Source organism: Chryseobacterium sp. WX (assembly GCF_029542485.1).
Classification (GTDB): domain Bacteria; phylum Bacteroidota; class Bacteroidia; order Flavobacteriales; family Weeksellaceae; genus Chryseobacterium; species Chryseobacterium cucumeris.
Map to the genome: position 1 here is coordinate 1141178 of NZ_CP120710.1, position 26716 is coordinate 1167893.

Consider the following 26716-nt stretch of genomic DNA (forward strand, 5'->3'; position numbering starts at 1 on the left):
ATTTTATTTTAAAACATTCAGGATTTTCTGCAGCTCTGTATTTCCACTTCCCTGATAATTGTTGATGATAATCGAAAATACATATTTTTTTCCATCTTTTGCGGTGTGATATCCTGCGAAAGATTTGGTATCTCTCATCGTCCCGCTTTTCATCTTCATTCCATTATCCTGAACCGGGAATCCGTCGTAATAAGCCTCAAACCATGATTGTTTTTTAGCATATAAAAGGGCCTGAACTTCTGCTTTTGCCGCTACATAATTCTGTGGAGAAAGCCCGCTTCCATCAGCAAAATTGATCATATTAGGATTAATTCCTTTAGATTTCCAGAATTCTTTCAGATAAGAAACTCCGCTTTTGAAACTTGAATTACCTTTTTTCTCTTTGCCTAAAGTTTTAATTAACGTTTCTCCGTACAGATTGACACTTTTTCTTAAAAACCAATAGACAATTTTATCTAAAGTTGGAGACTGATAAGTGAGGAGAATATTATTTTTCGGAGCTGTTACAGCCTGCTTTCCCTCTATTTCAAGTTGAGAATTCGTGATTGCTTTTCCTGAAATTTCAATTCCTGATTCTTTCAGCCATTGTTTTACTTCTGTTGCTAATTGGAGTGGTGGATTAGGAGTAGAACCGGAAACAGTAACGGTTTTTCCAGCAGGAAGCATACCGTTAATCAATGCCACATCAGAATGAGGAGCAGTAAAGATCAGGCTTTGATCTGAGTTCCCTCCTGCCTTAAGATCATTAAGCCACTTGACGCCTTCTAAAGGATAAGAAAAGTTTTTAAAATCAGTTCCGTTGATATTGATGTCAAACTGGTTTTCTTTCCAGTTGATTCCCCAAACTCCTGCTCCGTAGTAATTCCCAAGGTCGTCCCACGGCCAGCCTCCCGGAATCGTCTGATGGTCAAAATAAGAATCGTCAATAATAAGGTCTCCTGATATTTTTGTTATTCCTGAATTTTTAATGGCATCAATGAGTTTCCTTTTAAAATTTTCAGGTTTATACCCATCATACCTCCAGCTTCCTAATGTAGGATCACCGTTGGAGCTGATAAAAAGATTTCCGTTCAGCGTTCCTCCGGAGATATTTCCGGAATAGCTTGAAGTGGTGGTGAAGGTATAGTTTTTCCCTAATGTTTCAAGTGCTGCTCCTGCTGTAAAAATCTTTTGCGTAGAAGCAGTAGAAAGCCCCTTATTTCCTTGATATTCATATATAAAATTACCATTTTCATCGGAAACATAAAAAGATAAAGCGGAAGATACTGCTCCCGAAGAATCCATAAGATCCTTTGTTACTTTATCTAATTTTTGGGCTATATTCTGTGCAGCAACTATCTGTACAGAAAGCACAAGAACAGCAAGTGTTTTTTTCATTGCATTGTTGTTTGGATCTAAGCAAGCAGGTATCAGATACAGTTCGCAAAACTATTGATGCTGGCCGGTAGCTGAACCTTTTGCTCTATTTAATTCTAATCAAATATAGTTAAAATAAAAGCTTTTTATACTCAATAAGGTCATCGGAAGTGAAAAGAATCTGATGGTCAGGAGATTTTTCAAATGAACAATCATGTTTGAAATATTTCTCATAATCATCTTCATCTATGAAAATATCCATCTGGCATTCTTTGATATAATTTGATTGTTCTCCGTAATCCTGAATAAAATATCCGGAGTCATTCCACGGTTCATGATGACAGCGCAGACAATTTCTTTGGTACATAGCTTTATAACCGCATATTTCACAATCATTCAAGTGTTGAAACAATGTTGAAATTTCCCGCTGTCTGTCTTTCGGAAACAATGATAAAGGAATTGTTCTTAAAAGCAGATAATAATTAGGCTCCTGCCATGAAAAATACACCGACTCCGTTTTATTTATAAAAAGCCATAATCTCTGAAGATCATATTCTATCTCAGCTTTAACAATATTTTTAATATTCAGAACAGTCTCATTGTTTCTTTTGATATTCTGTTTGTCATCAATTTCAATAACGGGCTGCTGTTCCAGAAAGTGATTCAGGCATAATGTGGTCTGCCATGAGCCGATTGTTCTCATCTTGCCTTCTTCTCCACAGATCTCACACGTCCTGACAGAAAGTTCTGAATATTTACTTTTAATCTTTTTAAGTTTGGTATTGAGTATTTCATCTTCAGAATAGGTATAACATCTCAATTCACCAAACTTTTCTTTTCCAAAGACACGATGATCCATATTCCATCCTGCTACAGCGAATTCATACAGCAAGTTCCGGATCAGATCATTCCATCCGGTGCTGTTCACTGAAAAATTAATGAGATTATGTTCTATGAAATGGTTGATTTCTTCTTTATTCATTAAAGACTGCTTCCTGATTCTATTTCGTAAGGCTCTTTCCCTTTTTCAAAAATTCTTGTCAGTTCACTTCCTTCTACAGTAATGGAATCATTTGTTCGTCGGATCCAATTTCCTTCTCTAAGCCCTACCACTTTGATATCATTTTGAGTAAGAAATTCCTGAATACGGGTTTCTCTGGTTTCTCCATTATGTTTCAAATCCGGATTGGGATCAAGATAGTGTGGATTGATATTGAAAGGAACCAATCCCATACAGTCGAAACTTGGCGGATATACAATCGGCATATCATTCGTCGTTTTCATATTCTGACCTCCGATATTACTTCCTGCACTGCATCCAAGATAAGCTTTTCCTTCAGATACATTTTCTTTCAGGACAGACATCAGCCCTTCTTCATGTAAAGTTTTAACCAATAAAAAAGTATTTCCGCCTCCTGTAAAGAACCCTTTTGCCTGATGAATGGCTTCTTTTTTATCTTCAAATTCATGAAGCCCTTTTACTTTTATGTTGATGGTTTCAAAGAAAGAACGTGCTTTAGCCGTATAGTCATCGTGGGAAATCCCTCCTGGTCTTGCGAAAGGGATAAACACAATTTCGTCAATTCCCTTGTATAATTGGATTAATTCTTCTCTTAAGTATTCCAGATATTCTCCACCAAAAAGGGTGGATGTTGAAGCTAATATAATGTTCATATGGCGAAATTATAGGTATTAATAAAAAAAATGAATTACAAAGATAGCTTCAAAGATGAACGAATCAAAAATTAAACTAAAAAAAACATCAATCCCGTTAATATTTTCTAAAAAAACTTAAAGCCTCTAAAATTTTAGGTTTTGTGGAATTATTATTGAATTTTAGATTATGAATTTAAAATATAAGATTATGAAAATGAGTAAAATTAATAGCCTATTTTTAGGTTTAATACTAGCAGGAAGTGTAAGTCTTGTAAATGCACAAACGACTCAGCCGGAAACTTCGGCAACAACGAGTCAAACAGCGAATCCAACTATTGAAAGTCTTAAAAAACAGATCGAGGCCAATCCAAAGGACACAGAATCTTTAGCAAAATTAGCAGCAGCTTATCAGGATGCTTCAGACTGGCCTAATGCCATTGATACTTGGAAAAAAATATCTGTTTTATTACCGGACTGGGCTCCATCTTATTACAGCCAGGCCTACGCCTATCAGTCTGCAAAAGATGATGCCAATGCAAAAATTGCTTATGAAAAATATATTGCAACAGTAAAACCTGAAGAAGTAGAGCAAAATAAGAAGAATCTGGCATACGCTTATTTCTATCTTGCCTTTACAGAACAGAAGACTGATCCTAATAAAGCAAAAGAACACATTGCAAAATCTATACAGTATGACCCAACCAACGAAGATGCTGTAAAACTTAGCAAAACATTAAATTCTTAGTAAAAATAAAATGCCGGAAAGTTTTTTCGGCATTTTTGTTTATGTAAATATGTTTAAATATCAAAAATCATGGCCTGGATTTAACGCAAACATTAAGTAACTATTGTTAAATTTTTGAGGAAGCCAAGGATGAAATCAATTTCATTGATTCTTTCTAAGCGTATGATCATAAAGCTTCATCAGCAACATTGTGGCTTATTAACACATATATTTGAAATTTTGTCTGGCTATGATCCTACTCAATTATCTTTCCGAAAAAATCTGTTTCGCCATGCAGATGTCTGATAATTTTATCAATATTTCTCTGAATACTGGCTTCGGTTTTTAAATTATTGATATACCGGATCAGCTCATGTCTTCTTGAAGGAATCAGGTTCTCAAAATTTGCTGTTGCCACTGCACTTTCTTTAATCGCCTTTTCTAATTGGGGATGAATAGAAATACTTCTGTCAGAATCATCGTATTCCAGAACAACTTCAATAACTTCTCCTATTCTTTTCGGAGAGTTTTTCAGCATTATCAGGTTCACATACAGCCTCCATTCTCCCAGATATTTCATCAGATTTTGCTTAAATTCTTTCCCATTCACAGTCCCTTTTACAGCAATAGGACTTTTATTTCTCCCTGATTCATTAAAAATTTCTTCAAGAATCTCTTCCGGAACAAATACAAAGGGATTAATTCCTATGATTTCCAATGTGGCAGTGAAGCTTTTGTTTTTCATGGATGATAAATTTAAACCAGTTAGGCTAGAAGCTAGAAGCTAGAAGCTAGAAGCTAGAAGCTAGAAGCTAGAAGCTAGAAGCTAGAAGCTAGAAGCTAGAAGCTAGAAGCAAAAATAATAGTTTAAGGAATAGGTATAAAATTTCTTTTTTATTATTTTATAAAACAGTTACCCTCAAACTCACTTGCTCTCCCAACCCCAAACCCTCTAACCCAGTCACTCCGTAACTTAAAATTCATACCTCAGAACCCAATTAATTCCCTATATTTGTATCAATAAATCTATTTATCAAAATGAAATTTTTTATTGACACAGCTAATTTAGAGCAAATCAAGGAAGCAAGAGACCTTGGAATTTTAGATGGTGTAACAACCAATCCTTCATTAATGGCCAAAGAAGGAATTCAGGGAGCTGAAGCGATCAAAAACCATTATAAAACGATCTGCGAACTTGTAGACGGAGATATTTCTGCAGAAGTTCTTTCTACAACGTATGAAGAAATGATTAAGGAAGGAGACGAATTGGCTGCTATTCACCCGAATATCGTTGTAAAAATTCCGATGATCAAAGACGGAATCAAAGCTTTAAAATATTTTTCCGATAAAGGAATCAAAACAAACTGTACATTGATCTTCTCTCCGGGGCAGGCTCTTTTGGCGGCTAAAGCGGGAGCAACTTATGTTTCTCCTTTCTTAGGAAGATTAGATGATATTTCTACAGACGGCTTGAACCTTATTCAGGAAATCAGATTGATTTTCGATAACTATATGTACGAAACTGAAATCCTGGCAGCTTCTATCCGTCACTCAATGCATATCATCGACTGTGCTAAAATCGGAGCTGATGTTATCACATCTCCACTTCCTCCGATCTTGAGCTTATTGAAGCACCCATTAACAGACAGCGGATTGGCTCAGTTTGTTGCAGATTCTCAGAAATTAGCATAATCACTGATCCTTATTTAGATATAAAATATCCCGGAACAATGTAGCGTTTCGGGGTTTTATTTTTATGGTGGTCTGTATATTATTCTTTCAGGATATTTTTCACAATCTTACACGGATTCCCTACGGCCACTACATTCTCGGGGATATCTTTCGTTACCACGCTTCCAGCTCCAATCACCGAGTTATTTCCGATAGAAACACCTGGAAGTACAACCACATTTCCTCCCAACCACACATTATCACCAACTGTGATCGGATGTGCATATTCCAGACCTTCATTCCTTTGCTGTACATCAAGCGGATGGCCTGCAGTATAAAAACTGCAGTTGGGTCCGATAAAAACGTTATCACCAAACTCTACTTTAGCACAATCCAGAATAACGAGGTTATGATTGGCATAGAAGTTCTCCCCTGCTTTTATATTATATCCGTAGTCACACCAGAAATTAGGTTCTATACAGATATTCTCTTTTATACTGCCAATAATTTGCTTAAGAAGTCTGTATCTGTTTTCTGTATCTGAGTTTTTCAGACCGTTGTATTCCTGGCACAGATCTTTGCAGGCAATACGTTCCTGAATCAGTTCTTTATCATAATTGGCATTGTATAAAAGCCCCGCTGCACATTTTTCCTTTTCTGTCATGAGATATAACTTTGGTTGCTATTACTTATTGTTCATTGAAGATACTAAATATATCATAACATGATGAATTGATATTTATCATTTTTTTCTTCAATGTCTTTTGTTAAAATAAAAAACAGGATGACAAAAATGCCATCCTGCAGATATTAGAAAATATATAATTTTACTTGAACAAATCCGGTTCTATTTTATTGTTATTTTTTGTTTGGTCTTCTTTTGCTCTTTTTTCAATATTCCTGTACATTTCATTCATATCAATGCTTTTACCATCCTGATTCTTCATTTGCACTACAGCTCCTGCCGGAAGCGTGCTCATGGTTTGCTTCATATCTTTTGTAGGATCAGCAAGATAATCTTTCCAGGCTTTTTTAAACTGCTTTTTGCTGATCTCTATTTCTTTTCCTCCCAAACCTATTGTAATGAGACCAGGTATTTGAATATCTTCCTGCGATGCAGCTTCCGTTTTCTTATTACCGATCAGGGTTATTATATGTGAGCCTGTAATATCCTCAATTTTAACAATAAGTCCCGGCAATCCATAGAATTTATAAGGACCATCCTGAAAAGGAATATCTGTAGAAAACCATGCTACCCAACTTCTTCCTCCATAATTGGTAGTTGCTTTTTGGGTATTATACTCTCCGATTTTCTGCTTTTCAGGAAGTATTTTCCATTCAGGCTTTTGATCTTCCGGCATTTTATAGCTGGTATTCCCAATGTTTTCTGAGAATGAAACACTGTAATCCGGATACTTTTTTGTAACCGTTGAGGAAATTGTACCGGGTTTTATATTTTTTTTGATATTAATGCTGCTCCCAAATCCTCCTTTCATCTGCTTTGCAATATCTGCTTTTGTTGTTGAATCTGCAACAAACTTTTCGCGACTGTAATATTTAGATCCGTTTTTATCAATGTCCAGAAACATTATATCACTTTTCACATCTGCTTTATTGGTAGAATCAGCGATGTATTTATAGTCATAAAAGAATCTGTTGACTTGTGCATTGGCAAAAACCCCTAAAAATGCTAGTAAAATCAAATATTTTTTTCCCATAATCTATGCTAAATTGTATTAAAAAGGCTTTGCCAATCTGGAACTGACAAAGCCTGATGGAACTTTATTTCTTTGTTTCAATTCTTATTTCCCCTTCGGTCCCTTTTACAAGACTTCCTTTAATAACTCGCATACTTGCGATATTGTCAGGTTTCAAAGTATTAATATCTTCTTTGGAACTCTCTCTTCCGTCTATATAGTATTTGTATCTGGAATCGTCACCGGGGCTTATATTGAATTTTTTAACTCCATTCATTGAAATATTGCCATTCCCGTCTTTTTTAATAAAGTCAGCATGCATTACCATCACATTAGGAGAAGAACTTACCATCGTAAAATTACCTCCTCTGAAATTTTGTGCTGTTTTTTCTGCTTCCACGCGTGCTTTTTCAGCTTCTTTTCTGATTCTGTCCGCATCAATTCTGATTCTTTCACTCTGTACTCTGATTCTATCACCTTCAGCGCGTGCTCTGTCACCTTCTACCCGTGCTTTTTCTCCTTCTATTCTGGCCTTAGTGGCTTCTTTCATTGCTTTTTTAGCTTCGGCCATTGCTTTGCGTACCTCTTCTTTTTCCTGATCGCTCAGATCTTTATAATTAACAATTCTGTTTGTTTTAAAATAGGTTATTTTGGGTTCTTTTGGCGCTTTAGGTGGGGTTGGAGGAATGGGCAGTTCTCCTATTTTCGCAGCTGCTTTTTCCGCTTTTTTTGCTGCTCTTTCTATTTTCCGAAGCTCTTTTTTACTGAGAGGTTCCATATTCTCGAGCTCCTTCATCTGATTCTTCCATTCAACAGAATTGAAATACTTATCAACCTCAACTTTTGAAGCAATTTCTCCTATCTCTGAAGCCAGATTGCTTATTTCTTCTATTTTATCGCTGAAGAGATCACTTTCGGGATCCAAACCTTCCAGCTCTTTCTCTTTTTCTTTTATTTTCTTTTCAAGTCCTGAAATTTTTGTATGGTCTTCAGGCGATACGGTTTTTAGTTCTGCAATTTTTTCCTGACCTGATTTTTTAGGTCTTATCGTATCTTTCTTGATTTCTGAAACGACTTGTTTAATGGAAAGGTTTGTTTCTTCAATTTCTCTGTTTTTAGCATTTACCAGATAAGCAAAAGCGATAGAGAATACAACCGGCAAGGCAAAAATTCTTCGCGCATATCCGAACTTGGTTTTTGGTTTTTGTAACATCTTAAGTCTTTTTTTAAGGTTTGAACTTAGAAACGGACTGGTAACAGGCAACTGTGTTCCGGAAAAGTGGCTTGCTAAAAGCATCTGCGCAAATGCTTTGGTGTCCGATTGTTTTACGGCTTTTTTATCAGCCAGATATTCATGGATTAGATTAATTTCTCTTTTAATAAGATGAAAGAACGGATTGAACCAGAAAACAGAGGTTATAATCTCGATAAAGATCTTATCAAAAGAATGTTTCTGCTCAATATGTACCATTTCATGTTTTAAAATCTGTTTTCCGATATCAGAATTCAATGTGATTGTATTCTTCCAGAACAGGTTTTTAAAATAAGAAAATGGAGCTTCGGTAAGGTCTGTACGGTAAAAATTGATCCCGTCAAAACTTTCTTTCTGAAATTGGTTTTTAAACTGCTGGATTTTGAAAATCCCAAACAACAGCTTCCCTAAAAAATAGAGAGAAACCAGTCCCAGAGCTGAAAAAATAATGTTAAAATAAAGGTTACCATTGTCTATGTTTTTTTCTGTGTTAAAATTCTGAATCTTGTCAAGAAGCATATACATATCACTATTTACTTCTATCGTAAAATCATCTATTCTGATGAGTGGCAACAAAAGTGATATCACAATGGCACCCAAGAGATAAAATCTGTTATAATGATGGAATGTCTTGTCTTTTAATGACAACTGATAGTATAAAAATGTTACACCTGAACATAAAATAGTTTTCCCAAAGTATAAAAGTATTGCTTCCATAGGTCTTAGTCTTTCTTTTTGAGTTCATCTAATAACATCTCAAGATCTTCTACTGTCATTTCATTTTTTTCAACTAAAAATGAAACGGCACTTTTGTAAGAACCTTTAAAATAGTTTTTCACAAGGCTCTTCATGGTTTTCCCGGAATACTGTTCTTTTGAAACCAGCGGAAAGTATTCATGCTGCCTTCCGTATACATGATAGTCTACAAATTCTTTATCCTTCAATACTTTTAAAATGGTAGAAACAGTATTCGTGTGTGGTTTTGGCTCCGGAAAAAGATCAAGCACATCCTTCAGGAAGCCTTTTTCTAATTTCCATAAATACTGCATTACCTGTTCTTCTGCTTTTGTTAGAGTCTGAATTTTCATATTCCGTTCATTTATCAATTAAAGTGATATACAATCATCTCATTCTATATCACTAATAAATTAGTTATACAAATGTAGAAATAAAAATGAATCAAACAACTATTTTTTTAGTGATAAAACATTTTAAAAACTAACCGACTGAAAATCAATGTAATAAAAATAGTTAAAATTTATTAAATTTTGAATGGATGGAAATACTTGCTGTTTATTTTACAGAAAATCATTCAATTGTATTGCTTTTTTACACTAAACAGGTCCAATTGCTCAAAGATTTTCAACTCTTTTAGTAGCAATCCTTGTTAAGATTTAAAACCTTAACAAGGATAAGTACAGATCAAAAAATAAGGTTAAAAAAAATTCATAATCACAAATGTCAGATTCAAAGTAAAATTTGTCCGATTGATCAGATTTTAAGAAAAACATATCTCAAAAAGTCCTGAAATTTGAATAAAAAACAAAGAGATATGAATAGTTTTTTGAAAAAATTAAAAACAAAAAACATCCTGGTGATAGTACTGTTTGTCTTTATTGGGATTCAGTTTTACAGACCTGAAATTGTACAAAAGCCCATAACAGGAGAGATTCATGTGCCTACTGAAGTAAGAGCGATCCTGCAGCGTTCGTGTTTCGATTGTCATTCTAATCAGACAAATTTGAAGTGGTTTGATCAGATTGCACCTGCTTATTGGCTGGTGGCAGATCATATAAAAAAAGGAAAAGAAGGACTCAATTTTTCTGAATGGGATAAACTGGCTCCTCCTGCACAAAATGCAAAACTTTGGGAAGCTTTTAACCAGATTAATCTGAAAGCAATGCCTCTAAAAAGCTACGAATTACTTCATCCCGAAGCAAAACTTTCTGAAAATGATATCCGCATCCTGAAAAACTATGTGACTTCTCTTGCTCCAAAACAAAAACCAGATACTGCAAAGGTTTCGGCTTATAACAAACAGCTTCAGCAAGTCGTCCATACTCAGGCATCCAAAGTATCATTCCCTACTGCACCGAATGGGATCAGCTATATTCCTGATTATAAAAATTGGAAACCGATAAGTTCTACAGAAAGGTTTGATAATGGAACCATGCGTATCATATTCGGAAATGATATTGCTGTAAAAGCGGCAAAAGAACATAAAACAAATCCGTGGCCGGATGGAACCATAATTGCAAAAGTAGCATGGGACCAGATAATAGATAGTGATGGGAATGTCACTACCGGAGCCTTTAAACAAGTGGAATATATGATTAAGGATTCCAAAAAATTCGCTTCTACAAAAGGATGGGGATGGGCAAGATTTTTATCTCCCAAACTTGAACCCTATGGAAAGATAGCAGATTTCGCCAACGAGTGCATCAGCTGCCATCGCCCTATGAAAGACAATGATTTTGTATTTACCTCTCCTCTTAACCATTAAGCTATGAAGAATCTGATTGTTTATTTAATAATGTGCGTATTTGTTCTGAGCTGCAATTCCCAAAAAGAATATGAACCTGTGAATCAAAATGCGTCCCTTCCCGAAAGTTTTGATTTTAATGCCATGAACTTAAGGGTTGTAACCTCTTCGATCAATCATAAAAAACAGACTATGATGACGCTCTACGGCACCGATTCAGCAATTGATGATTTGAAGGAGAATGCTGGAAAAGTCAATAGTAAAGAAAGAATACTGGCATTGGTTACCTGGTCGCAAAAGGACGATCCTTATTGGTATGGGGCTAAAGTCCCCAATAACCTTCTGTCTGTAGAAGTTATCAAAAGTAAACTGCCTTTCTCAGAAAACTCAGAAATTCTATATCAAAAATATGAAGGGAAAGAATTGAAGAAGGTGAACGCAGATGTTACAAACAGAGTTTCTACAATTCTAAGTATGAAACCTTCAATCATGCCTTAACACAGGATTTTAAAATCACATATAAAAAATAGTATTCATTAAAAACTATTAAAAAAATGGAAAAATTTACATTCGGTTCAAGCCTGGTTACGGGATGTCTTTCTGCAGCGCTATTTTGTGTTTTTATAGAAATCTCAGTGCTAAATAACGGACGTGCTGCCGTGCCGTTATTTAGCTTTTGTATCTTTGTGACTGCTTAACTGCCTGATTTTTATTTATGATCTATGCAAAATATATAAATACCAACGGAAGAAAAGTATTCAGGATTGATCCGAGAATCATTCTCTTCAGTGCTCTTTTTATGGGGATTCTTGCTTCAGTGCCCAAAATACTGCGTATGCATATTACATTGGGAGAGCTGACAATAGATTTTTCCATCTCCTTTTTATTCTCACTGTTTGTATGGTATTTTAATATCTATAGTCTGCCGAAATTTTCTATTCAGAATATATCTACGAGATTTTTCAATAAAAAACTGGTGATCAGCTTATCCATCGGAGTAGTTGTCATGGCAGCCATAGTGCTCCTTCATCATATTATATTTCCCAAGTATGGATTTAATACCATGGTATTGATGTACGAATTCCGGGGCGTATTGATCAATCTGACGATTTATATGTTCCTGTATCTTTTGTATCAGACTTATAATTCTCAGCAGATTAAATTTGAACTTGAACAAATCAGAACGGATAATCTCAATGCCCAATATGAATTACTGAAGCAGCAGATTAACCCTCATTTTTTATTCAACAGTCTCAATACACTGAAGTCTATGATTGACATAAAAGATGAAAGTTCCGGAGATTTTGTGGTAAGGCTTGCGGATTTCTATCGCTTTACCTTAGACAACAGAAAAATGGATCTTATTCCCTTAAAAAAGGAACTCACAATTCTGGATGCCTATGTTTTCCTTCTGACATCGAGATTCGAAGATGGCATAGAGTTTAAAATAGATATTCCGGAAGAGATCTTAAATTCTTACATTCCTCCGTTTACGCTGCAGCTTTTGTGCGAAAATTGCATCAAACACAATATTGTATCGCTGGCCAATCCGTTAATCATAAAATTATACAGTGATAACGAATATATTATTATTGAAAATAATTTCCAGCCCAAGAATATTCCACAGGAATCCGCAGGAATAGGAATTGAAAATATCAGAGAACGTTACAAGCATTTTGCTGAAAAAGAACTTACCATATTGCATAATGATCATAATTTCACAGTAAAATTACCCATAGTAGATGAAAGTTTTAGTAATAGAAGATGAGATAAAAACCGCAAAGGCATTGGGACGGATGATCGCTGCAGTACAACCGGAAGCTACCATTGTACAGTATATTGAAAGTGTTGCTATGGCTGTTGAATATCTTTCTGGTACTGAAACTCCGGACATCATATTTATGGATATTCAACTGGCAGACGGAAACTGTTTTGAGATATTCAGCCAGGTCAGAGTAAAAGTGCCTGTCATTTTCTGTACGGCCTTTGACGAGTATGCAATAGAAGCTTTTAAAAGTAATGGAGTGGATTATATCTTGAAACCTTTTGAGAAAAAAGATATTCAGTCCGCTTTTGAAAAGATCAATAACCTTAAAAACTTCTTTCAAAACACTCCTTCTCCCGACCGGAAACTGGAAGATATTCTGAATAATCTGACAACAGGAAGAGGAAAAACCAATTTTCTGGTCTTTTCCAATAATAAATACAATAATATTCCTGTTGACAAAATTGCCTGCTTTTACAGCCAGTTTGGAAGTACTGTACTGGTGACTTTCGATCAGAAAGAATATTCAGTTCCACAGTCATTGGATGAGATCGGGCAGCTGGTTTCAGGAGCTCAGTTCTTCAGGATTAACAGACAATATCTGATCAACTTTACAGCTATTGTTGAAGTGGAACATTATTTTTCACGAAAACTTCTTGTCAGTCTGAAAATTACCACCCCGGAAAAGCCATTGGTCACCAAAGATAAAGCCTCCCGTTTTCTTCAGTGGCTGGAAGAGCGATAAAACAACTAACTAAAAGCAGTATATAAAATAATTTAATCTCGAAAGCTAATATTTTGCCAGATCAGAAATAGTTTTTGCACAGCAATAAAAAAACGAGCTCAACTACCGCTCAAAATAAAGAATAAATAAAATTGATCAAAAAAATATTATTGCAGACGAATTAATCGCTGTAAATTTGATTTTCTTGGTGAGGACTTTCTGGAAGGGCTTAAACCTCAAACACAGAGAAATAGCAGAAAGTTCGGGAACTTCACGGGAAGTGGTAAGCAAAGTCCTGAAAAAAATTGAAAATGAAGGAAAAATCTTTAAAGATGAAGAAGGTAAAATATAGGCTGCAGATCAAATGCTTTTACCATTAAATAAATAATAACATATACATTAATATTAAAATCTTTTCTAAATGAAAAAAATACTTTTTATCGGAATGGTGCTTATAGGGATTATAAGCCTTTCGTCATTTATTAAATCGGATGATTCAAGAGGTACAAAACCTGCAAAATCAATTTATGATTTTAAGATTGAATCTATCGACGGCGGAAAAATTGATTTTTCTGAATACAAAGGAAAATACATTCTTATTGTAAACACAGCCTCCAAGTGTGGATACACTCCTCAATACAAAGGATTGGAGCAACTCTACAAGGATTATGGTGATAAACTGGTTGTGGTAGGTTTCCCTTCTGATAATTTTGCAGATCAGGAATTTCATGACAATGTTGATATCAAATCTTTCTGCGAAAAGAACTATGGAGTCACTTTCCCACTTACCACTTCTGTGGATGTGAAAGGTTCAAAAATCACTCCTGTATTCGATTATCTTACTCACAAATCTCAAAATGGAGTAATGGACGCCACCATAAGCTGGAATTTCAACAAGTTTCTGATCAGCCCGGAAGGAAAATTACTGGAACATTTCGACTCTAAAGTGGTTCCTGAAAGTGATAAAATCACTCATTATTTCAAATAAATAATCTTTACAAAACACTACTATCATTATGAGTAGTGTTTTTTTATCCTTCTACAAAATATTTTTTCACACTAAATGTCCATTCGGATGCACGAATTGAGTTGCATTAACAATTTAAATTGCAAAAATCATGTCAATAAAGAACTTGAAGACGTCATTTTTACAACAATGGTTCATATACATTATAGAATTGTTAAATTTTATTAAATAAATATTAAAATGTATTTGTTTTAACCGGGAAATTATATTTATTTTAGTGCTTTAAAAATTTCTCATGAAAAGATATAATTTATTGATTGTACTATTACTGCTTATTTTCAATGTTACGACAGCACAAAAGAAAGGTTCTCCTGCTGCCGATCTTAGTATATTAAAAGATACAAAATCAAAAATCGAAGCTACCGTTCCATTGGTTATTCAGCATCTTCAAACGATCTCCACAAAAGAAGGCGATAATAATATTTTGAATAACGGAAAGATTGCTTTGGGTAGAGAATATGGCATTTTAGAGTCTGAATGGTTTTTATACAGAAACAATATGAAAAACTGTATCCTGAACAATTCTTCTAAAAAAGCTAAAAAATGTATGGAATACCACAACAATATGTTGAGAGGTACGATGATCAATTATAATAATTATATTACTAACCTTACAAGAAAGAACGGATATCTGGGTGTTGAAGGAGATACAAAATTTGAATTCAAACCTGCTGATATTGCTACAAAACTAAGTGAAGCTTACTTCAATGCAAACGATGCTGCGGGAAGAATGAAAGCGGATCAGAAAAGAGACTTTTTAGGGCAGACAATGTCTGATGACAACAAGCTTACTCCTTACGCTCAACTGGCACAATAATATCTAAATCATATTAAAAATAAAAAAGAGAACCGCAATTGTGGTTCTCTTTTTTGTTCAAAAGCAAAAAATCTCCGCCGGAAAAAGCAGTTTTGTGGTACTAATCATAAAACCCTTGGGGAAAAAGTAGAAAATTAGGCAGAGATTTTTTTGCATACACTCTACAGATCAACTGTCCTACCCATGATCTGTAAGAGCTTTACAAAAATAGGACTATAGCCTTCTGCTGGCTGAAAATACCTGTAGAATTAAATGTTCAAAACTGTAGAACTAATACTACTTCTCATTATAGAAGTAAAGCACCTCAAAAAAGGTGCTCTAAAATTACGTTTGACTTACTTTATTCTATTTCCACCAGTGGTAGTAATTATGCAGTCCGTCATATTCAAACCCGCAGCGTGGATACAGCGTGTTTCCTATATCATTTGTTTTTTCGGTTTCAAGCATCAGTCCACACGCTCCTGTTTCTTCACACCATTGTTTACTGCGGTCAATTAATGCCACAGAAAGCCCCTTCCCTCTATAATCAGGATGAACAAAAAGATCACTTAACAGCCATTGTTTTTGCAATCTGGTATAGTGAAATAATTTGTAAAGCTGTACGAATCCTACGGCTTTTCCGTCTGCTACAGCAAGGAAAATATCAGACTCACTGTTTAAAAACCGTTCTTTGAGAAAAGCCTTCCCTTTTTCAAGATCCGATTCCTGTCTGTAAAAAATACGGTAAAGATTGAACAATTCAGCCGTTTCATCAAGATCCTCAAGACTTGCCTTTTTAATCATGTAATTCATCGTTATATCTATTTTTATTAACACGGCAAAAATAACTTTAAACAGGACCAGTGATATCATCCAGAATCATATTAAAACCATAGTCCAGACAGACTTACCCTGATCTTTATTAAATTTCGCAATGAATACCGCATGTTTCGGATTGTATTGTTCTGAGGAACTATAGATTTTTGCAGAATAAAATCAAACCAATGAAAAACATTGTTCATACCATCAAAAATACAGACTGGCAACACATTACGGAAACAATACATCAAAACGGATATGCCATCATTCCTGATCTGCTGTCTGAGGAAGAATGTGAACTATTAAAATCAGATTACGATCATTCTTCTCTTTATCGTAAAACAGTCGTCATGGCCAGACATCGTTTTGGTTTGGGGGAATATAAATATTTTACTTATCCATTACCCGAAATTATTCAAACCATACGGACAACCATTTACCCATATCTGGCTTCTATTGCCAATGCATGGTTTAAAGCTTTACATATCGACACTCAATTTCCTTCAGATCATCAGGAGTTCTTAGATCAATGTCATCTTAACGGCCAGCAAAAAGCTACGGTTTTAATTTTGAAATATGGAAAAGGTGGATTTAACACCTTACATCAGGATCTATATGGAGATATCTACTTTCCTATTCAAATTGTATTAATGCTCAGTGAACCTGACAAAGATTTTACGGGTGGCGAGTTTGTGCTTACCCAACAGATTCCGAGAGCACAGTCAAAAGCCATTGTTTTAAAACCTAAAAAAGGGGATGTGCTTATTTTTACAACTCAATTTAAACCGGAAAAAGGAACAAAGGGGTACCACAGAGTCAATATGAAACATGGAGTAAGTGAAGTGAGAGAAGGAAATCGATATGCGTTAGGAATTATCTTCCATGATGCAACCAGCTAATTATTAAGTCAACTATGATTCAGCATTCTCAGATCACAGCCGAAAGTCTTAGAAGTAAAATCCACCACCGAGACATTTGTTATGGAGGGAATAAAAAATTGAAAATCTACGGATTACTCAGCTGTCGATCAGGAAAAAGAATGAAGATGGAAAACAGGGTTTTCTTTACAGGTGAGAAAGAAGCTTTAGAAAATGGCTATCGTCCGTGTGGTCATTGTATGAGAGAAGCTTATCAGCAATGGAAAAACAAATGAAACGATGAGAAATGAATAAAAAAAGAGAAGCAATACTTACTGCTTCTCTTTCGTTTAGTAGCGGGAACCGGACTCGAACCGATGACCTTCGGGTTATGAGCCCGACGAGCTACCTACTGCTCCATCCCGCGGTATATTTTTAGAGTGTTTACCGAAAACACTTGCTTAGTAGCGGGAACCGGACTCGAACCGATGACCTTCGGGTTATGAGCCCGACGAGCTACCTACTGCTCCATCCCGCGGTGTATTTTTAGAGTGCTTACCGAAAGCACTTGCTTAGTAGCGGGAACCGGACTCGAACCGATGACCTTCGGGTTATGAGCCCGACGAGCTACCTACTGCTCCATCCCGCGGTATATTTTTAGAGTACTTACCGAAAGTACTTACTTAGTAGCGGGAACCGGACTCGAACCGATGACCTTCGGGTTATGAGCCCGACGAGCTACCTACTGCTCCATCCCGCGATATTGGATTGCAAAGGTACGAATATTTTTTACAAATCCTAATTTTTCTTTTAAATAAAGGACTTTTATGAAAACTATTTTATTATTTGTATCTTTGTTTTATGGCAAAAATATTAAAAATTTATCCGGACAACCCACAGGAAAATCTTGTGAATGAGGTTATTAAAACTTTAAACAACGGCGGGCTGATTATCTATCCTTCTGATACGATTTATGCTTTAGGCTGTAATATTTTTGATATCAAAGCCATGGAAAAACTGGCTCAGCTCAAAAAAATGAAGCTTGAGAAGTCAAAATTCTCTATTATCTGTAATGATCTTAGCCATCTTTCGGATTTTACAAGACCTATCGATACCTCTGTCTTCAGATTTCTGAAAAGTCATCTTCCCGGACCGTTTACTTTCATTCTCGAAGCCAATAAAAGTTTACCTTTAGCATATAAAGGACATAAAACAATTGGTATCCGTGTTCCTGACCATCCGATCCCTCAGCTTATTGTTGAAAAACTAGGTCACCCGATTGCCTCTACTTCCATTAAAGATGATGATGAAATTATCGAATATTCTACCGATCCTGAACTTATTGCAGAAAAATATGATCATCTGGTAGATATTGTTATTGATTCAGGGTATGGAGATAATGTGGCTTCTACTATTGTAGACCTTACTTCAGGAGAACCGGAGATTATCCGTCAGGGAAAAGGGATCATTTAATTCAAAGTTCAAGGTTTAGGGTACTTAATGATGAGTCTTACCGGGAAATATGCTGTAGGGATTTTACTCACGTTTATTATTTTAGCTGCAGCAATGCTGCATGCTTTTCCGGCTGTCACAAGGATAACCGGAATAAAAGGAATTACAGAAGTCAATTTCTTTCTAAGCAGAATTACGTTATGGATAATTCTCATTCTCGTATTTCTCTACACTATTTTTATTGAAAAAAGTGCTTTTTTACTTAAGGAAGAGACAAAATATTCAGCTGCATTTTATGTCAAAGCTGTACTGAGCTTATATTTTATCTGTTTGATTGGCGGAGGAATTCTGAATGCAATCATCCTGTTTTTTATAGAGGAAAAAATAAGCAATAAGCTTCTCAACCTTGTTCCCATTTTTAGAAATAACTATTTTTTAGTTATTTTTACATGCCTTACCGCTGCTATTGTAGAGGAATTGCTGATGCGGGGCTATGTACAGTCCAGGCTTGAAAAAATCTACAACAACCCCACCGTTGCAATTGTTATTTCATCGGTGTTATTTGGAATTTTACATAGTACTTACGGTACCATAAGCCAGGTTCTCGGACCTTTCTTTATCGGAATCGTGTTTGCTATATTTTATAAACGCTATTCAAATATTAAAATTCTGATCATCTGTCATTTTATGATTGATTTTATTGCCATGATGATGATGAATTTTATTGATATGAAACACTTATCTGTATTTTAACATTATGAAAATTATAACATCTCCTGCCAAATTAATGAACGTGGAAAATTCAACAGATCTTTTGAAATCTTCTACTCCAGGATTCATTGAAGATGCAGCATTGATACAATCTTATTTAAAAGAAAAATCGCCTAAATATCTTTCTGAGTTGATGGAAATTTCACCTAAGCTTGCTGATGAAAACTGGGAAAGAAATCAAAAATGGAAATCCAAACCTACAGCAAAAGAATCTGCTCCCGCAATGTTTGCCTTTACAGGAGAGGTTTACAGAGGACTGGATGCCAAAACACTGGATAAGAATGCTGTAGATTACCTGCAGAAAAATTATAGAATACTTTCCGGGCTTTACGGTTTACTGAAACCCTCTGATAAAGTGATGCTTTACAGGCTTGAAATGGGTCGTCCTTTTGAATTTGAGCAATACAAAAACCTGTATGAATTCTGGAGAGAAAAGATTACGGAACAATTGAATTCTGAAATGAAAAAAGGAGAAGTCCTGCTTCAGCTTGCCAGCAATGAGTATGGAAAAGTAATCGACAGAAAGAAACTGAACCATACCGTGATCGATTTCGATTTCTATGAATTAAAAGATGGAAAACTGAAGACCATTGTTGTGTATACCAAGCATGCCAGAGGTCTTGTAGTGAGATTCTGTGCAGAAACCAATGCCAAAACACTGGAGGATGTAAAAGCATTCAACTATGAAGGATACAGAATTGATGAAGAAAAGTCTACAGATACAAAACTGGTTTTTACAAGATAAATGACAATTTCAGCATTTAAAAAATATTTCAAGACAGAACTTTCCGATCTTTATACAGAGTCGGAAAGTATGTTTTTATCATCTTTATTCATTCAGCAAATTGTAGGTTTTGATTCATTTCAGCAAAGAAGATTCGCTGAACAGGAACTTTTGATTGACGATGAAGAAAAATTGTATCACCTTGTTTCGGAACTTAAAACCGGAAGGCCTTATCAGCAGATATTGGGTGAAACAGAATTTTACGGAATGAAATTCTTTGTGGATGAAAATGTTCTGATTCCCCGCCCTGAAACTGAAGAGCTGTTGGAGATAGCTATCAGGGAGATTAAAAATTCAAAGTTTAAGGTTCAAGGTTTAAAGATTCTGGATATAGGAACCGGAAGCGGAATTATTCCTCTGGTTTTAAAGAAACATTTTCCGGAAGCTGAAGTTTCATCTATAGATTTTTCTGAAAAAGCATTGAAAACAGCCAAAAGAAATGCAGAGTACCACCAATTGGAAATCCAATTCATTCATGCTGATTATCTCAATTTTGAACTGGCTGAAAATTACGACATCATCATTTCAAATCCTCCCTACATCGGGATTGAAGAAGAGATCGAAATTGCTGATTCTGTAAAAGAGTTTGAACCTAAAATGGCTCTATTCTCTCCTACTTCAGATGCTTTGATCTTTTACAGAAAAATTGCGGAAGATGCTAAAAAGTATTTAAATGAGAATGGACTTCTGTTTCTGGAAATCAATCAGAAACTGGGTCCTGAAACGCTGGAATTATATCTGGATTTTTCTAACGCTCAATTATTAAAGGATTTATCTGAAAATGATAGATTCATTTATGGAAAGAAATAAATAATTACCCATACCATGTTCATCAAATCACACGAAATCAACACGATAAAAATTGCAGAAATTATATCTGATGACATCATTATCCAGTCTGCACAAGACGGACTGGATCTTATGGGAGATATCTATTATCAAGGGTTTGATAAAGTTATTCTTCATGAAAAAAACATTACCTCTGAATTCTTTGATTTAAAAACAAAAATGGCGGGAGAGATTCTTCAAAAGTTCTCAAACTATCGTATAGGATTAGCTATTATAGGTGATTTCAGTAAACATGAAAGTAAGAGCATGAAGGATTTTATTTTTGAAAGTAATAAAACAGGACATGTTAATTTTGTAAGCACTCTGAATGATGCATTGAATAATTTTTCAAAGTAGACTCTTTCTCAATCCTTTAATATTAAAAATACTAATATTTTTCGTTATTTTAAAATATCTACACTTCATTATCATCATATTTTAAGATTTCTTAGTAGAATAGAAAGATTTGCATAATAAAAACCATCTTATTGATTTGTAAATTATGTAAAAATTTAAACCAAAATATGTTAATTATTAAGAGAAGTTTAGAATTAATTCTATAAACACAAACACATGAATATTTCTTTGTATATTTGCAAAAAACACGAGGGAATATGAATCTTACTTATTTAAGAGCTTATACGGCTACATAATCAATTTATTTTTTCGACTAACCGCTCAGGTGGGCATAAGATATTTCTTTATGAAGTATTACTTGCTATATCTGTTGGTGAGCTTTTGAACAAAAGGTCTCATTTGGCTATTATTTGAGCAGAACAATTCATTGTTTTAATGAATGTGTCAGTAATAACTATTGCCTTTGTAGAATTAAGCCTAAAAATATTCTTTCCCAAAAAAACATACACACAGATAAAAAATTATTAAGACATCATGATTAAAAAATTATTTCTACCAATCATTTTCGCCAGTTCATTTTCTTTCGCTCAAGTAGGGATTAACATAGCCACACCTGATCAAAGTGCAATTCTGGATGTTTACAGCCAAAATAAAGGTATGCTGATACCCAGACTGACTACAGTACAAAGAGATGCTATTGCCAATCCTGCCAACTCGCTTCTTATCTACGATACAGATAAGAAATGTTTAAGTCAGAATATTGGTACTCCTCTCAAACCGGATTGGCTTTGTATCAGCAGCAATGCCGTAAAAATGTTTTATATGCCTAGTGTTTCTTTTGACACTTCCACAACAGCCAATGGTCGAACCAAAGATTTATATACATTGTATAAAACTCAGTTTGGATCTCCAAAAGCAAAGAGTACCAGTGCTCCCGCTTCAATTCCTTTTTTCCCATCCAGTAAAGATCTTTACTATTATGTAACAGATGCAGATCCTAATGTATTCAGTAATATTTCTATTTCTGATGATGGAGTAATGACTTATGATGTAAAAGCTGCAGCAACAGACTGTTCTTTTATCAATATTGTTTTCGTTGTTAAATAATTGAGTGATGATAAAAAACAGCTCAATTTTACGATACAAAAGATATCTGTTTATTTTTTCCTTATTTATTTTCTCACAAAATATTCAGGCACAAAATGAACAGGGAACCGGTTATCCGTACTTTGTTAATTTCACACAAGGATTACAGCCTCAGGAAGCCTATAAGGTGGCTACCAGCGGTGTTCAGAATGACGCTACCTTTACTACGGACGGATTAAGACTTACCCGAAGTGTCAATAATATTTCAGGAGGAGTGATACTTGCTGATAAAATTTTCAAAAGTGACCAGGGAATCAAGTTCGAGTTTGAATTTGCTATTTATGGAGGAAATACCAACGGAGGTGATGGTATTTCTATATTCTTAGTAGATGGATCTATTCCGAAAGACCAGCTTAATCTCGGATATTTTGGTGGAGGATTAGGATATAGTTTTGTACGTGGTGGAGAATCTACGGAAGGACTGAGAGGAGGCTATCTGGGAATAGGTCTGGATGAATTCGGAAATTTTAAGACAAGCTTTAACCAAGGTGAAAGGGTTAGAAACGGAATATTTGGAGTAGGCCTAGCCGATGGACGAAGCAATGTCTCTTTAAGAGGAAAACGTGGAAACCAGTATCTGTCTTCAGCTGAGCCCGCAGGATATAACGGTTATCCGCTGCTTTACAGTATCGCAACCAATGCTTTACCATCCAGCAGCAACAGATCTGCTTATCTGGATACGGCAACAGGAAAATATATAGGTATTAAAAATACAGCACTTCAACAGTTCAGCATTGAAAGTGGCGGAACTACAATTCCTCAGAATGAAAATGATGCAAGATTCCGGAAAGCATATGTTACCCTTGTTCCCAATCCGGCAGGCGGTTACAATATAACCCTGGAAATCCAGCACGGAACAGTGAAAGAAAAGGTGATTGACAATTATTACTACCCTACTTCACTGAAATATACCGAGACTACCATTTCCAACACTACGGTAAGGACTCTGGATACTTCGCCTCCTTCTACTTTCAGAATTGGATTTGCAGCATCTACCGGAGCTGCTAAAAATATACATTTACTGAAAAATTTAGGGGTTACAAGACCTTATGCTGCTGAAGTAACAGATGATTTGTTTGCAGGTTGCCCGGGGATAAAGTCAATCTACTACCCTTTACTTAATGATGCAGCTTATTCGTCTGCAAGTGGACAAAACCCGCCAACCCTTTCGTATAACAACCTTGATTTTAATTCATTCCGTTTTCTGGATAACAATGGAGCTGTAATTCCTAATATCACAGGAGGGGTTTATACCAACAGTCAGGGAACATGGACCTATTTCCCTACTACCGGAGCACTCTCTTTCAAACCTGCGGCAGGATTCACAGGAGTAGCCCAGGTACAATATGATATTAAAGGAGGTGGAAGCAGTGGTACTGAAGCGCCTTACAACAAGGAAGAGTACAGGTCATTGCCGGCATTGGTACAGGTTAATATTTCAAGTGCCAATAACTGCAGCAAAGCCTGTGTTATTTCCAATAAAAATGTAACTCAGAAAATCACAAGATAATTGGATAAACCAGCTTTTAGGAGCTGGTTTTTTTATTTTTAACAGGATTTTCAATAAAATACTGAACAGCATCTTTGATCGCTTTATCAATAGGCTGGTATTGAACTCCCAACTCTTCTATTGATTTCTGATTAGAATAATAATTACTAATCTGCAGAGCTTTCATATTGGAAGAACTCAGATCTGTTTTAATTTTAAATTTTCTCAAAACATCACCAATTAATCCAAGGAAACTTAAAAGTTTGTTGGGAATTGGGATCATGATTGGATTTTGCCTGGTAATCCGATTCACTTTCTTAAAAAACTCTCTGTAGCTTAAGTTTTCATTAGCTAGAAGATATTTTTCGCCATTCTTTCCTTTTTCAACGGCATTTACTACTCCGTTGGCTGCATCTTCCACATGCACAAAGTTCTTCCCTCCTTTCGGATAAAAAATCAGTTTTTTCTTCCATACCCAGAAGATGATTTTCCCGGAACTTGGCTTGCTGTCATATGCTCCGATCATAAAGGTGGGATTAACAATGATAACATCCGTATTCTTACTATTTTTTAAAAGATATTCTTCCGCTTCCAGCTTACTTTGTGCATACAAAGAATGGGTAAAAGGATAGATTTGGGGTGCTTTTTCACTTCCTAGAAATGCGGTGTTTCCAAATCCTAAGGTATTGGCTGTACTCACAAACAAAAACTTTTTTACGCCCATCAATTCTGCATGGGTAAACAGATTCACAACAGCTTCGTAATTCACTTTTCTGTATTCATCATAGCGGATAAGATTCTGGCGTGTTTCTGCCGCCACATGAATAATACAGTCAATATCGGTCAGGTAAACTGAAATATCGCACAGAAGGTCTGCTTCCACAAGCATCAGATTTTCGTTTTCTTCGCCCAGCCAGCTGCTTTTTTGGCGCACCAGAGCAGTAACAGAATAACCATTTTGTAATAATTTAAGGATAACATTAGTTCCCAGAAGCCCTGTTGCTCCGGTTACACACACTTTTTTCATGCTTCGATTTCTCTTTTTATGGCCTGGGTCATTAATGGTAACTTGATCCATATGGGTAAAATTTTCATCACCAGCCAGCTGATTGGGTTCACCATAATTACGGAATCTTTTTTAAATAATTGCCGGATGCAGTATGAAGCTACCTTATCAGGATTCAAAAGTGTTAATCTTCCCATAAAACCTTGTTTTTCTATTCTTTCACAAACATCTTTATTGGTTTTCATTGCTCCCGGATTAACAACGCTTACAAAAACATTGGTATCTTTCAATTCTTCATGCAGTCCTCTTGAAAATGAATGAATAAAGCTTTTAGAAGCAGGATATACAGTTTTAAAACCAATGGGAGAAAAAGCAGCCATACTTGACACATTCAGTATATAGCCTTTGGGTTGTTTTAAAAGGTTAGGAAGCAGCTGATGTGTCATCAGTGAGGTGGCCGCTACATTTACCTGTAAAATCGTGTTGATATAATCCGAAGAAGCTTCCGTAAATTTTTTCGTTCCTCCAAGCCCTGCATTATTTATCAGAATATGAACATCAAAAGAACAGTTGAGCCATTCTGTAAGCTTCATTACATTTTCATGCACAGAAAGGTCTGTTTCATAGTAATGAGCTTTTATATCATACTGTTTCTCGAGCTTTACAGATAATTCTTTGAGATTCTGATCCGGAAGACTTATAAGAATGACATTGATTTTTTGTTTTGCAAGATTTTCAGCAAATGATTTTCCAAGTCCCTGGCTTGCTCCCGTGACGACTGCATATGATTCTTTGGTATCCATAAGTTTAAATTGTATGGTACAAAGCTATCGTAAGGGGGATGTCTGAATGTTCCGGATTATCTGAACGAACTGATTTTAAGAACGGGAAGCTGAAATAAATAAATCACTGAAAATCAAAAATTTAAAACAAATAAAAAGTAAGAGTTTATAAACCTGAACTTATTTTCTGAATTCAGAAGGTGTTTGTCCGGTCACTTTTTTAAAAGTTGTATTAAAAGAGGTTTTAGAATTGAATCCGGATTCGTAGGCAATTCCCAAAATGGATAATTTGCTATTGGTTTCTTTCAGCAGTTTTTTGGCATAATCCACTCTATATTCATTCACATATTGGAAGAAGTTTTTTCCAAAGCCTGTGTTGATGACATAAGAAAGATGATGGGTAGAAACGGAAAGCATTTCAGCCAGTTTGATCAGGTTAAGTTCGCTGTCAAGATATGGCTTTTGTAAGCCCATAATCCCTTCCAGTGAAGTTTTAATCCTTACTAATTCTTCATCAGAAATAAGTTTTCTTTTAACTTCTTCCGGATCCGAATTTTCGTCCATAGAGATCAGTTCCTGTCTTTGTTTTTCTTCTAAAGGATAAATTTCCTTCTGTTTCAGAGAATAATATCCTACACAGTAAATAACCGACAAAAAGACGGCATTGATAAAGAAATTCAGTGATTTCGGATCATAGAACAGATTATAAATCACGTAGATGATATTCACAATAAGAAGTACAAGAATAATATATTCCAGCCAGTTCAGATTGATTCCTTCGGTATTGGAAGAAAACTGCTGGATCTTTTTCTGATGTTTCCTGATGGTAATATAGGAAAGAGCCGTATAGAAGAGGGCCTGAATCAGGATCAGAATTATACTGAGATATTGAAATGGCTTTTTATATCCCAGTTTGATCAATATAAGACAAACCAGAAAAGCAGCCGGAAGGATTAAAAACTTAACAACTGTAAGTTTAAAAGTAAAGGAAGGATTGGTATAAAACAGCACACTAAAGTAAAAAACAATAGGGGTAAAAAACTGAATAAGTCTAACCCAAAACAAGGAATGAAACTCAATGATTGAACCGGTGATGAGAAACAGTACTTCATCCAGCCAAAAAGTAGACCACAGAAAGAGAAATATCCCGAACCAGAAATTAGCTTTATGGTTTACTTTTAAAGGGTTGGCAAGCTTTAACAGAGAAAGCAAAACCAATGAACCATAGATAAGTATCACGATGAAACTGTTTAACTCTGATGTGTTCATTGGTTT

Annotated in this window: 30 protein-coding genes and 4 tRNA genes; 18 read left to right on the forward strand and 16 right to left on the reverse strand. The window is 35.4% G+C overall.

The annotated features are described in order from the left end of the window. Positions 1–3: 3 nt before the first annotated feature. The 3 genes from dacB to pepE form a co-directional block, all read right to left on the reverse strand. Positions 4–1377 (reverse strand): D-alanyl-D-alanine carboxypeptidase/D-alanyl-D-alanine-endopeptidase, encoded by a 1374-nt coding sequence (gene dacB, locus PZ898_RS05145; protein ID WP_277694954.1) that lies wholly within the window; start codon positions 1375–1377, stop codon positions 4–6. Between the two features lie 109 nt (positions 1378–1486). After that, the gene (locus tag PZ898_RS05150; protein ID WP_277694955.1) at positions 1487–2338 is read right to left on the reverse strand and encodes a hypothetical protein; all 852 of its coding nucleotides are present in this window, start codon (positions 2336–2338) and stop codon (positions 1487–1489) included. Then, positions 2338–3030, reverse strand: a complete 693-nt coding sequence (pepE, locus tag PZ898_RS05155; RefSeq protein WP_120231417.1) for a dipeptidase PepE — start codon at positions 3028–3030, stop codon at positions 2338–2340. The genes PZ898_RS05150 and pepE overlap by 1 nt, the downstream gene beginning before the upstream one ends. Positions 3031–3226: 196 nt before the next feature. On the opposite strand from pepE, the gene PZ898_RS05160 reads away from it, so the two are divergent. Then, positions 3227–3757 carry a hypothetical protein gene (locus PZ898_RS05160; protein ID WP_238590631.1) on the forward strand — a complete coding sequence of 177 codons (531 nt, stop codon included), beginning with the start codon at positions 3227–3229 and terminating at the stop codon, positions 3755–3757. Positions 3758–3992: 235 nt separating this feature from the next. On the opposite strand, the gene PZ898_RS05165 is transcribed toward PZ898_RS05160, so the two are convergent. Continuing rightward, positions 3993–4481, reverse strand: a complete 489-nt coding sequence (locus PZ898_RS05165) for a YdeI/OmpD-associated family protein (protein ID WP_277694956.1) — start codon at positions 4479–4481, stop codon at positions 3993–3995. 293 nt (positions 4482–4774) lie between these two features. Here PZ898_RS05165 and fsa point away from each other — a divergent pair, with 293 nt between their 5' ends. Further along, the gene (gene fsa, locus PZ898_RS05170; RefSeq protein WP_002978975.1) at positions 4775–5428 is read left to right on the forward strand and encodes a fructose-6-phosphate aldolase; all 654 of its coding nucleotides are present in this window, start codon (positions 4775–4777) and stop codon (positions 5426–5428) included. 79 nt (positions 5429–5507) lie between these two features. Here fsa and PZ898_RS05175 read toward each other — a convergent pair whose 3' ends face one another. The 4 genes from PZ898_RS05175 to PZ898_RS05190 form a co-directional block, all read right to left on the reverse strand. After that, positions 5508–6071, reverse strand: a complete 564-nt coding sequence (locus PZ898_RS05175) for a sugar O-acetyltransferase (RefSeq protein WP_120231420.1) — start codon at positions 6069–6071, stop codon at positions 5508–5510. 163 nt (positions 6072–6234) lie between these two features. Next, positions 6235–7125, reverse strand: coding sequence for a GLPGLI family protein (locus PZ898_RS05180; RefSeq protein ID WP_277694957.1), 891 nt, complete (start codon positions 7123–7125; stop codon positions 6235–6237). Positions 7126–7189: 64 nt separating this feature from the next. Further along, the gene (locus tag PZ898_RS05185; protein ID WP_277694958.1) at positions 7190–9073 is read right to left on the reverse strand and encodes a M56 family metallopeptidase; all 1884 of its coding nucleotides are present in this window, start codon (positions 9071–9073) and stop codon (positions 7190–7192) included. Positions 9074–9078: 5 nt separating this feature from the next. Then, on the reverse strand, positions 9079–9444 hold the full coding sequence (locus PZ898_RS05190) for a BlaI/MecI/CopY family transcriptional regulator (RefSeq protein ID WP_034695620.1): 366 nt from the start codon (positions 9442–9444) through the stop codon (positions 9079–9081). Positions 9445–9950: 506 nt separating this feature from the next. Here PZ898_RS05190 and PZ898_RS05195 point away from each other — a divergent pair. The 7 genes from PZ898_RS05195 (at position 9951) to PZ898_RS05225 (ending at position 15171) form a co-directional block, all read left to right on the forward strand. Further along, on the forward strand, positions 9951–10859 hold the full coding sequence (locus PZ898_RS05195) for a heme-binding domain-containing protein (RefSeq protein ID WP_253297154.1): 909 nt from the start codon (positions 9951–9953) through the stop codon (positions 10857–10859). 3 nt (positions 10860–10862) lie between these two features. Next, a complete protein-coding gene (locus PZ898_RS05200) occupies positions 10863–11336 on the forward strand; it encodes a cytochrome P460 family protein (protein WP_216444457.1) in 474 nt (157 codons plus the stop codon). A gap of 217 nt (positions 11337–11553) precedes the next feature. Further along, positions 11554–12606, forward strand: a complete 1053-nt coding sequence (locus PZ898_RS05205) for a histidine kinase (RefSeq protein ID WP_062675127.1) — start codon at positions 11554–11556, stop codon at positions 12604–12606. Beyond that, positions 12581–13348 (forward strand): LytTR family DNA-binding domain-containing protein, encoded by a 768-nt coding sequence (locus PZ898_RS05210; protein WP_123279912.1) that lies wholly within the window; start codon positions 12581–12583, stop codon positions 13346–13348. The genes PZ898_RS05205 and PZ898_RS05210 overlap by 26 nt, the downstream gene beginning before the upstream one ends. Before the next feature lie 187 nt (positions 13349–13535). After that, entirely contained in the window at positions 13536–13679 is a 144-nt protein-coding gene (locus tag PZ898_RS05215) for a helix-turn-helix domain-containing protein (protein WP_228432531.1), read from the forward strand. A 69-nt stretch (positions 13680–13748) separates the two neighbouring features. Continuing rightward, the gene (locus PZ898_RS05220; RefSeq protein ID WP_034695630.1) at positions 13749–14315 is read left to right on the forward strand and encodes a glutathione peroxidase; all 567 of its coding nucleotides are present in this window, start codon (positions 13749–13751) and stop codon (positions 14313–14315) included. 274 nt (positions 14316–14589) lie between these two features. Beyond that, positions 14590–15171, forward strand: a complete 582-nt coding sequence (locus tag PZ898_RS05225; protein WP_062675130.1) for a hypothetical protein — start codon at positions 14590–14592, stop codon at positions 15169–15171. Between the two features lie 345 nt (positions 15172–15516). Here PZ898_RS05225 and PZ898_RS05230 read toward each other — a convergent pair whose 3' ends face one another. Next, complete coding sequence (locus PZ898_RS05230) at positions 15517–15963, reverse strand: GNAT family N-acetyltransferase (protein ID WP_123279914.1); 447 nt, start codon at positions 15961–15963, stop codon at positions 15517–15519. A 191-nt stretch (positions 15964–16154) separates the two neighbouring features. Between PZ898_RS05230 and PZ898_RS05235 the strand changes: the two genes are divergently transcribed. Together PZ898_RS05235 and PZ898_RS05240 are read left to right on the forward strand one after the other, a co-directional pair. Further along, positions 16155–16868, forward strand: a complete 714-nt coding sequence (locus tag PZ898_RS05235) for a 2OG-Fe(II) oxygenase (protein WP_062675132.1) — start codon at positions 16155–16157, stop codon at positions 16866–16868. A gap of 14 nt (positions 16869–16882) precedes the next feature. After that, complete coding sequence (locus tag PZ898_RS05240; protein ID WP_123279916.1) at positions 16883–17122, forward strand: Ada metal-binding domain-containing protein; 240 nt, start codon at positions 16883–16885, stop codon at positions 17120–17122. Positions 17123–17180: 58 nt separating this feature from the next. Here PZ898_RS05240 and PZ898_RS05245 read toward each other — a convergent pair. The 4 genes from PZ898_RS05245 to PZ898_RS05260 all read right to left on the reverse strand — a co-directional run bounded on the left by PZ898_RS05245 (position 17181) and on the right by PZ898_RS05260 (position 17586). Next, positions 17181–17253 (reverse strand) — tRNA-Met (locus PZ898_RS05245). A gap of 38 nt (positions 17254–17291) precedes the next feature. Beyond that, positions 17292–17364: transfer RNA gene (locus PZ898_RS05250), tRNA-Met, on the reverse strand. 38 nt (positions 17365–17402) lie between these two features. Further along, a tRNA-Met gene (locus tag PZ898_RS05255) sits at positions 17403–17475 on the reverse strand. A gap of 38 nt (positions 17476–17513) precedes the next feature. Beyond that, positions 17514–17586: transfer RNA gene (locus PZ898_RS05260), tRNA-Met, on the reverse strand. A 101-nt stretch (positions 17587–17687) separates the two neighbouring features. Between PZ898_RS05260 and PZ898_RS05265 the strand changes: the two genes are divergently transcribed. From PZ898_RS05265 to PZ898_RS05295, 7 genes are all read left to right on the forward strand, one after another. Continuing rightward, positions 17688–18299: an L-threonylcarbamoyladenylate synthase gene (locus tag PZ898_RS05265; RefSeq protein WP_034696488.1), complete on the forward strand. Its 612-nt coding sequence runs from the start codon at positions 17688–17690 to the stop codon at positions 18297–18299. Between the two features lie 27 nt (positions 18300–18326). Then, the gene (locus PZ898_RS05270) at positions 18327–19031 is read left to right on the forward strand and encodes a type II CAAX endopeptidase family protein (protein ID WP_277694959.1); all 705 of its coding nucleotides are present in this window, start codon (positions 18327–18329) and stop codon (positions 19029–19031) included. Between the two features lie 4 nt (positions 19032–19035). Further along, positions 19036–19794, forward strand: a complete 759-nt coding sequence (gene yaaA, locus PZ898_RS05275) for a peroxide stress protein YaaA (RefSeq protein ID WP_120231432.1) — start codon at positions 19036–19038, stop codon at positions 19792–19794. Beyond that, positions 19795–20643, forward strand: coding sequence for a peptide chain release factor N(5)-glutamine methyltransferase (gene prmC / locus PZ898_RS05280; RefSeq protein ID WP_277694960.1), 849 nt, complete (start codon positions 19795–19797; stop codon positions 20641–20643). 15 nt (positions 20644–20658) lie between these two features. Further along, complete coding sequence (locus PZ898_RS05285; protein ID WP_062675137.1) at positions 20659–21018, forward strand: DUF4180 domain-containing protein; 360 nt, start codon at positions 20659–20661, stop codon at positions 21016–21018. A gap of 534 nt (positions 21019–21552) precedes the next feature. Beyond that, a complete protein-coding gene (locus tag PZ898_RS05290) occupies positions 21553–22125 on the forward strand; it encodes a hypothetical protein (RefSeq protein WP_062675138.1) in 573 nt (190 codons plus the stop codon). Between the two features lie 7 nt (positions 22126–22132). Next, on the forward strand, positions 22133–23674 hold the full coding sequence (locus PZ898_RS05295; RefSeq protein ID WP_062675139.1) for a hypothetical protein: 1542 nt from the start codon (positions 22133–22135) through the stop codon (positions 23672–23674). A 16-nt stretch (positions 23675–23690) separates the two neighbouring features. On the opposite strand, the gene PZ898_RS05300 is transcribed toward PZ898_RS05295, so the two are convergent. From PZ898_RS05300 to PZ898_RS05310, 3 genes are all read right to left on the reverse strand, one after another. Further along, complete coding sequence (locus PZ898_RS05300; RefSeq protein ID WP_277694961.1) at positions 23691–24680, reverse strand: NAD-dependent epimerase/dehydratase family protein; 990 nt, start codon at positions 24678–24680, stop codon at positions 23691–23693. Further along, positions 24677–25462, reverse strand: coding sequence for an SDR family NAD(P)-dependent oxidoreductase (locus tag PZ898_RS05305; protein ID WP_277694962.1), 786 nt, complete (start codon positions 25460–25462; stop codon positions 24677–24679). Before PZ898_RS05305 ends, PZ898_RS05300 begins: the two co-directional genes overlap by 4 nt. Before the next feature lie 159 nt (positions 25463–25621). After that, positions 25622–26710 (reverse strand): helix-turn-helix domain-containing protein, encoded by a 1089-nt coding sequence (locus PZ898_RS05310; RefSeq protein WP_277694963.1) that lies wholly within the window; start codon positions 26708–26710, stop codon positions 25622–25624. Positions 26711–26716: the final 6 nt, after the last annotated feature.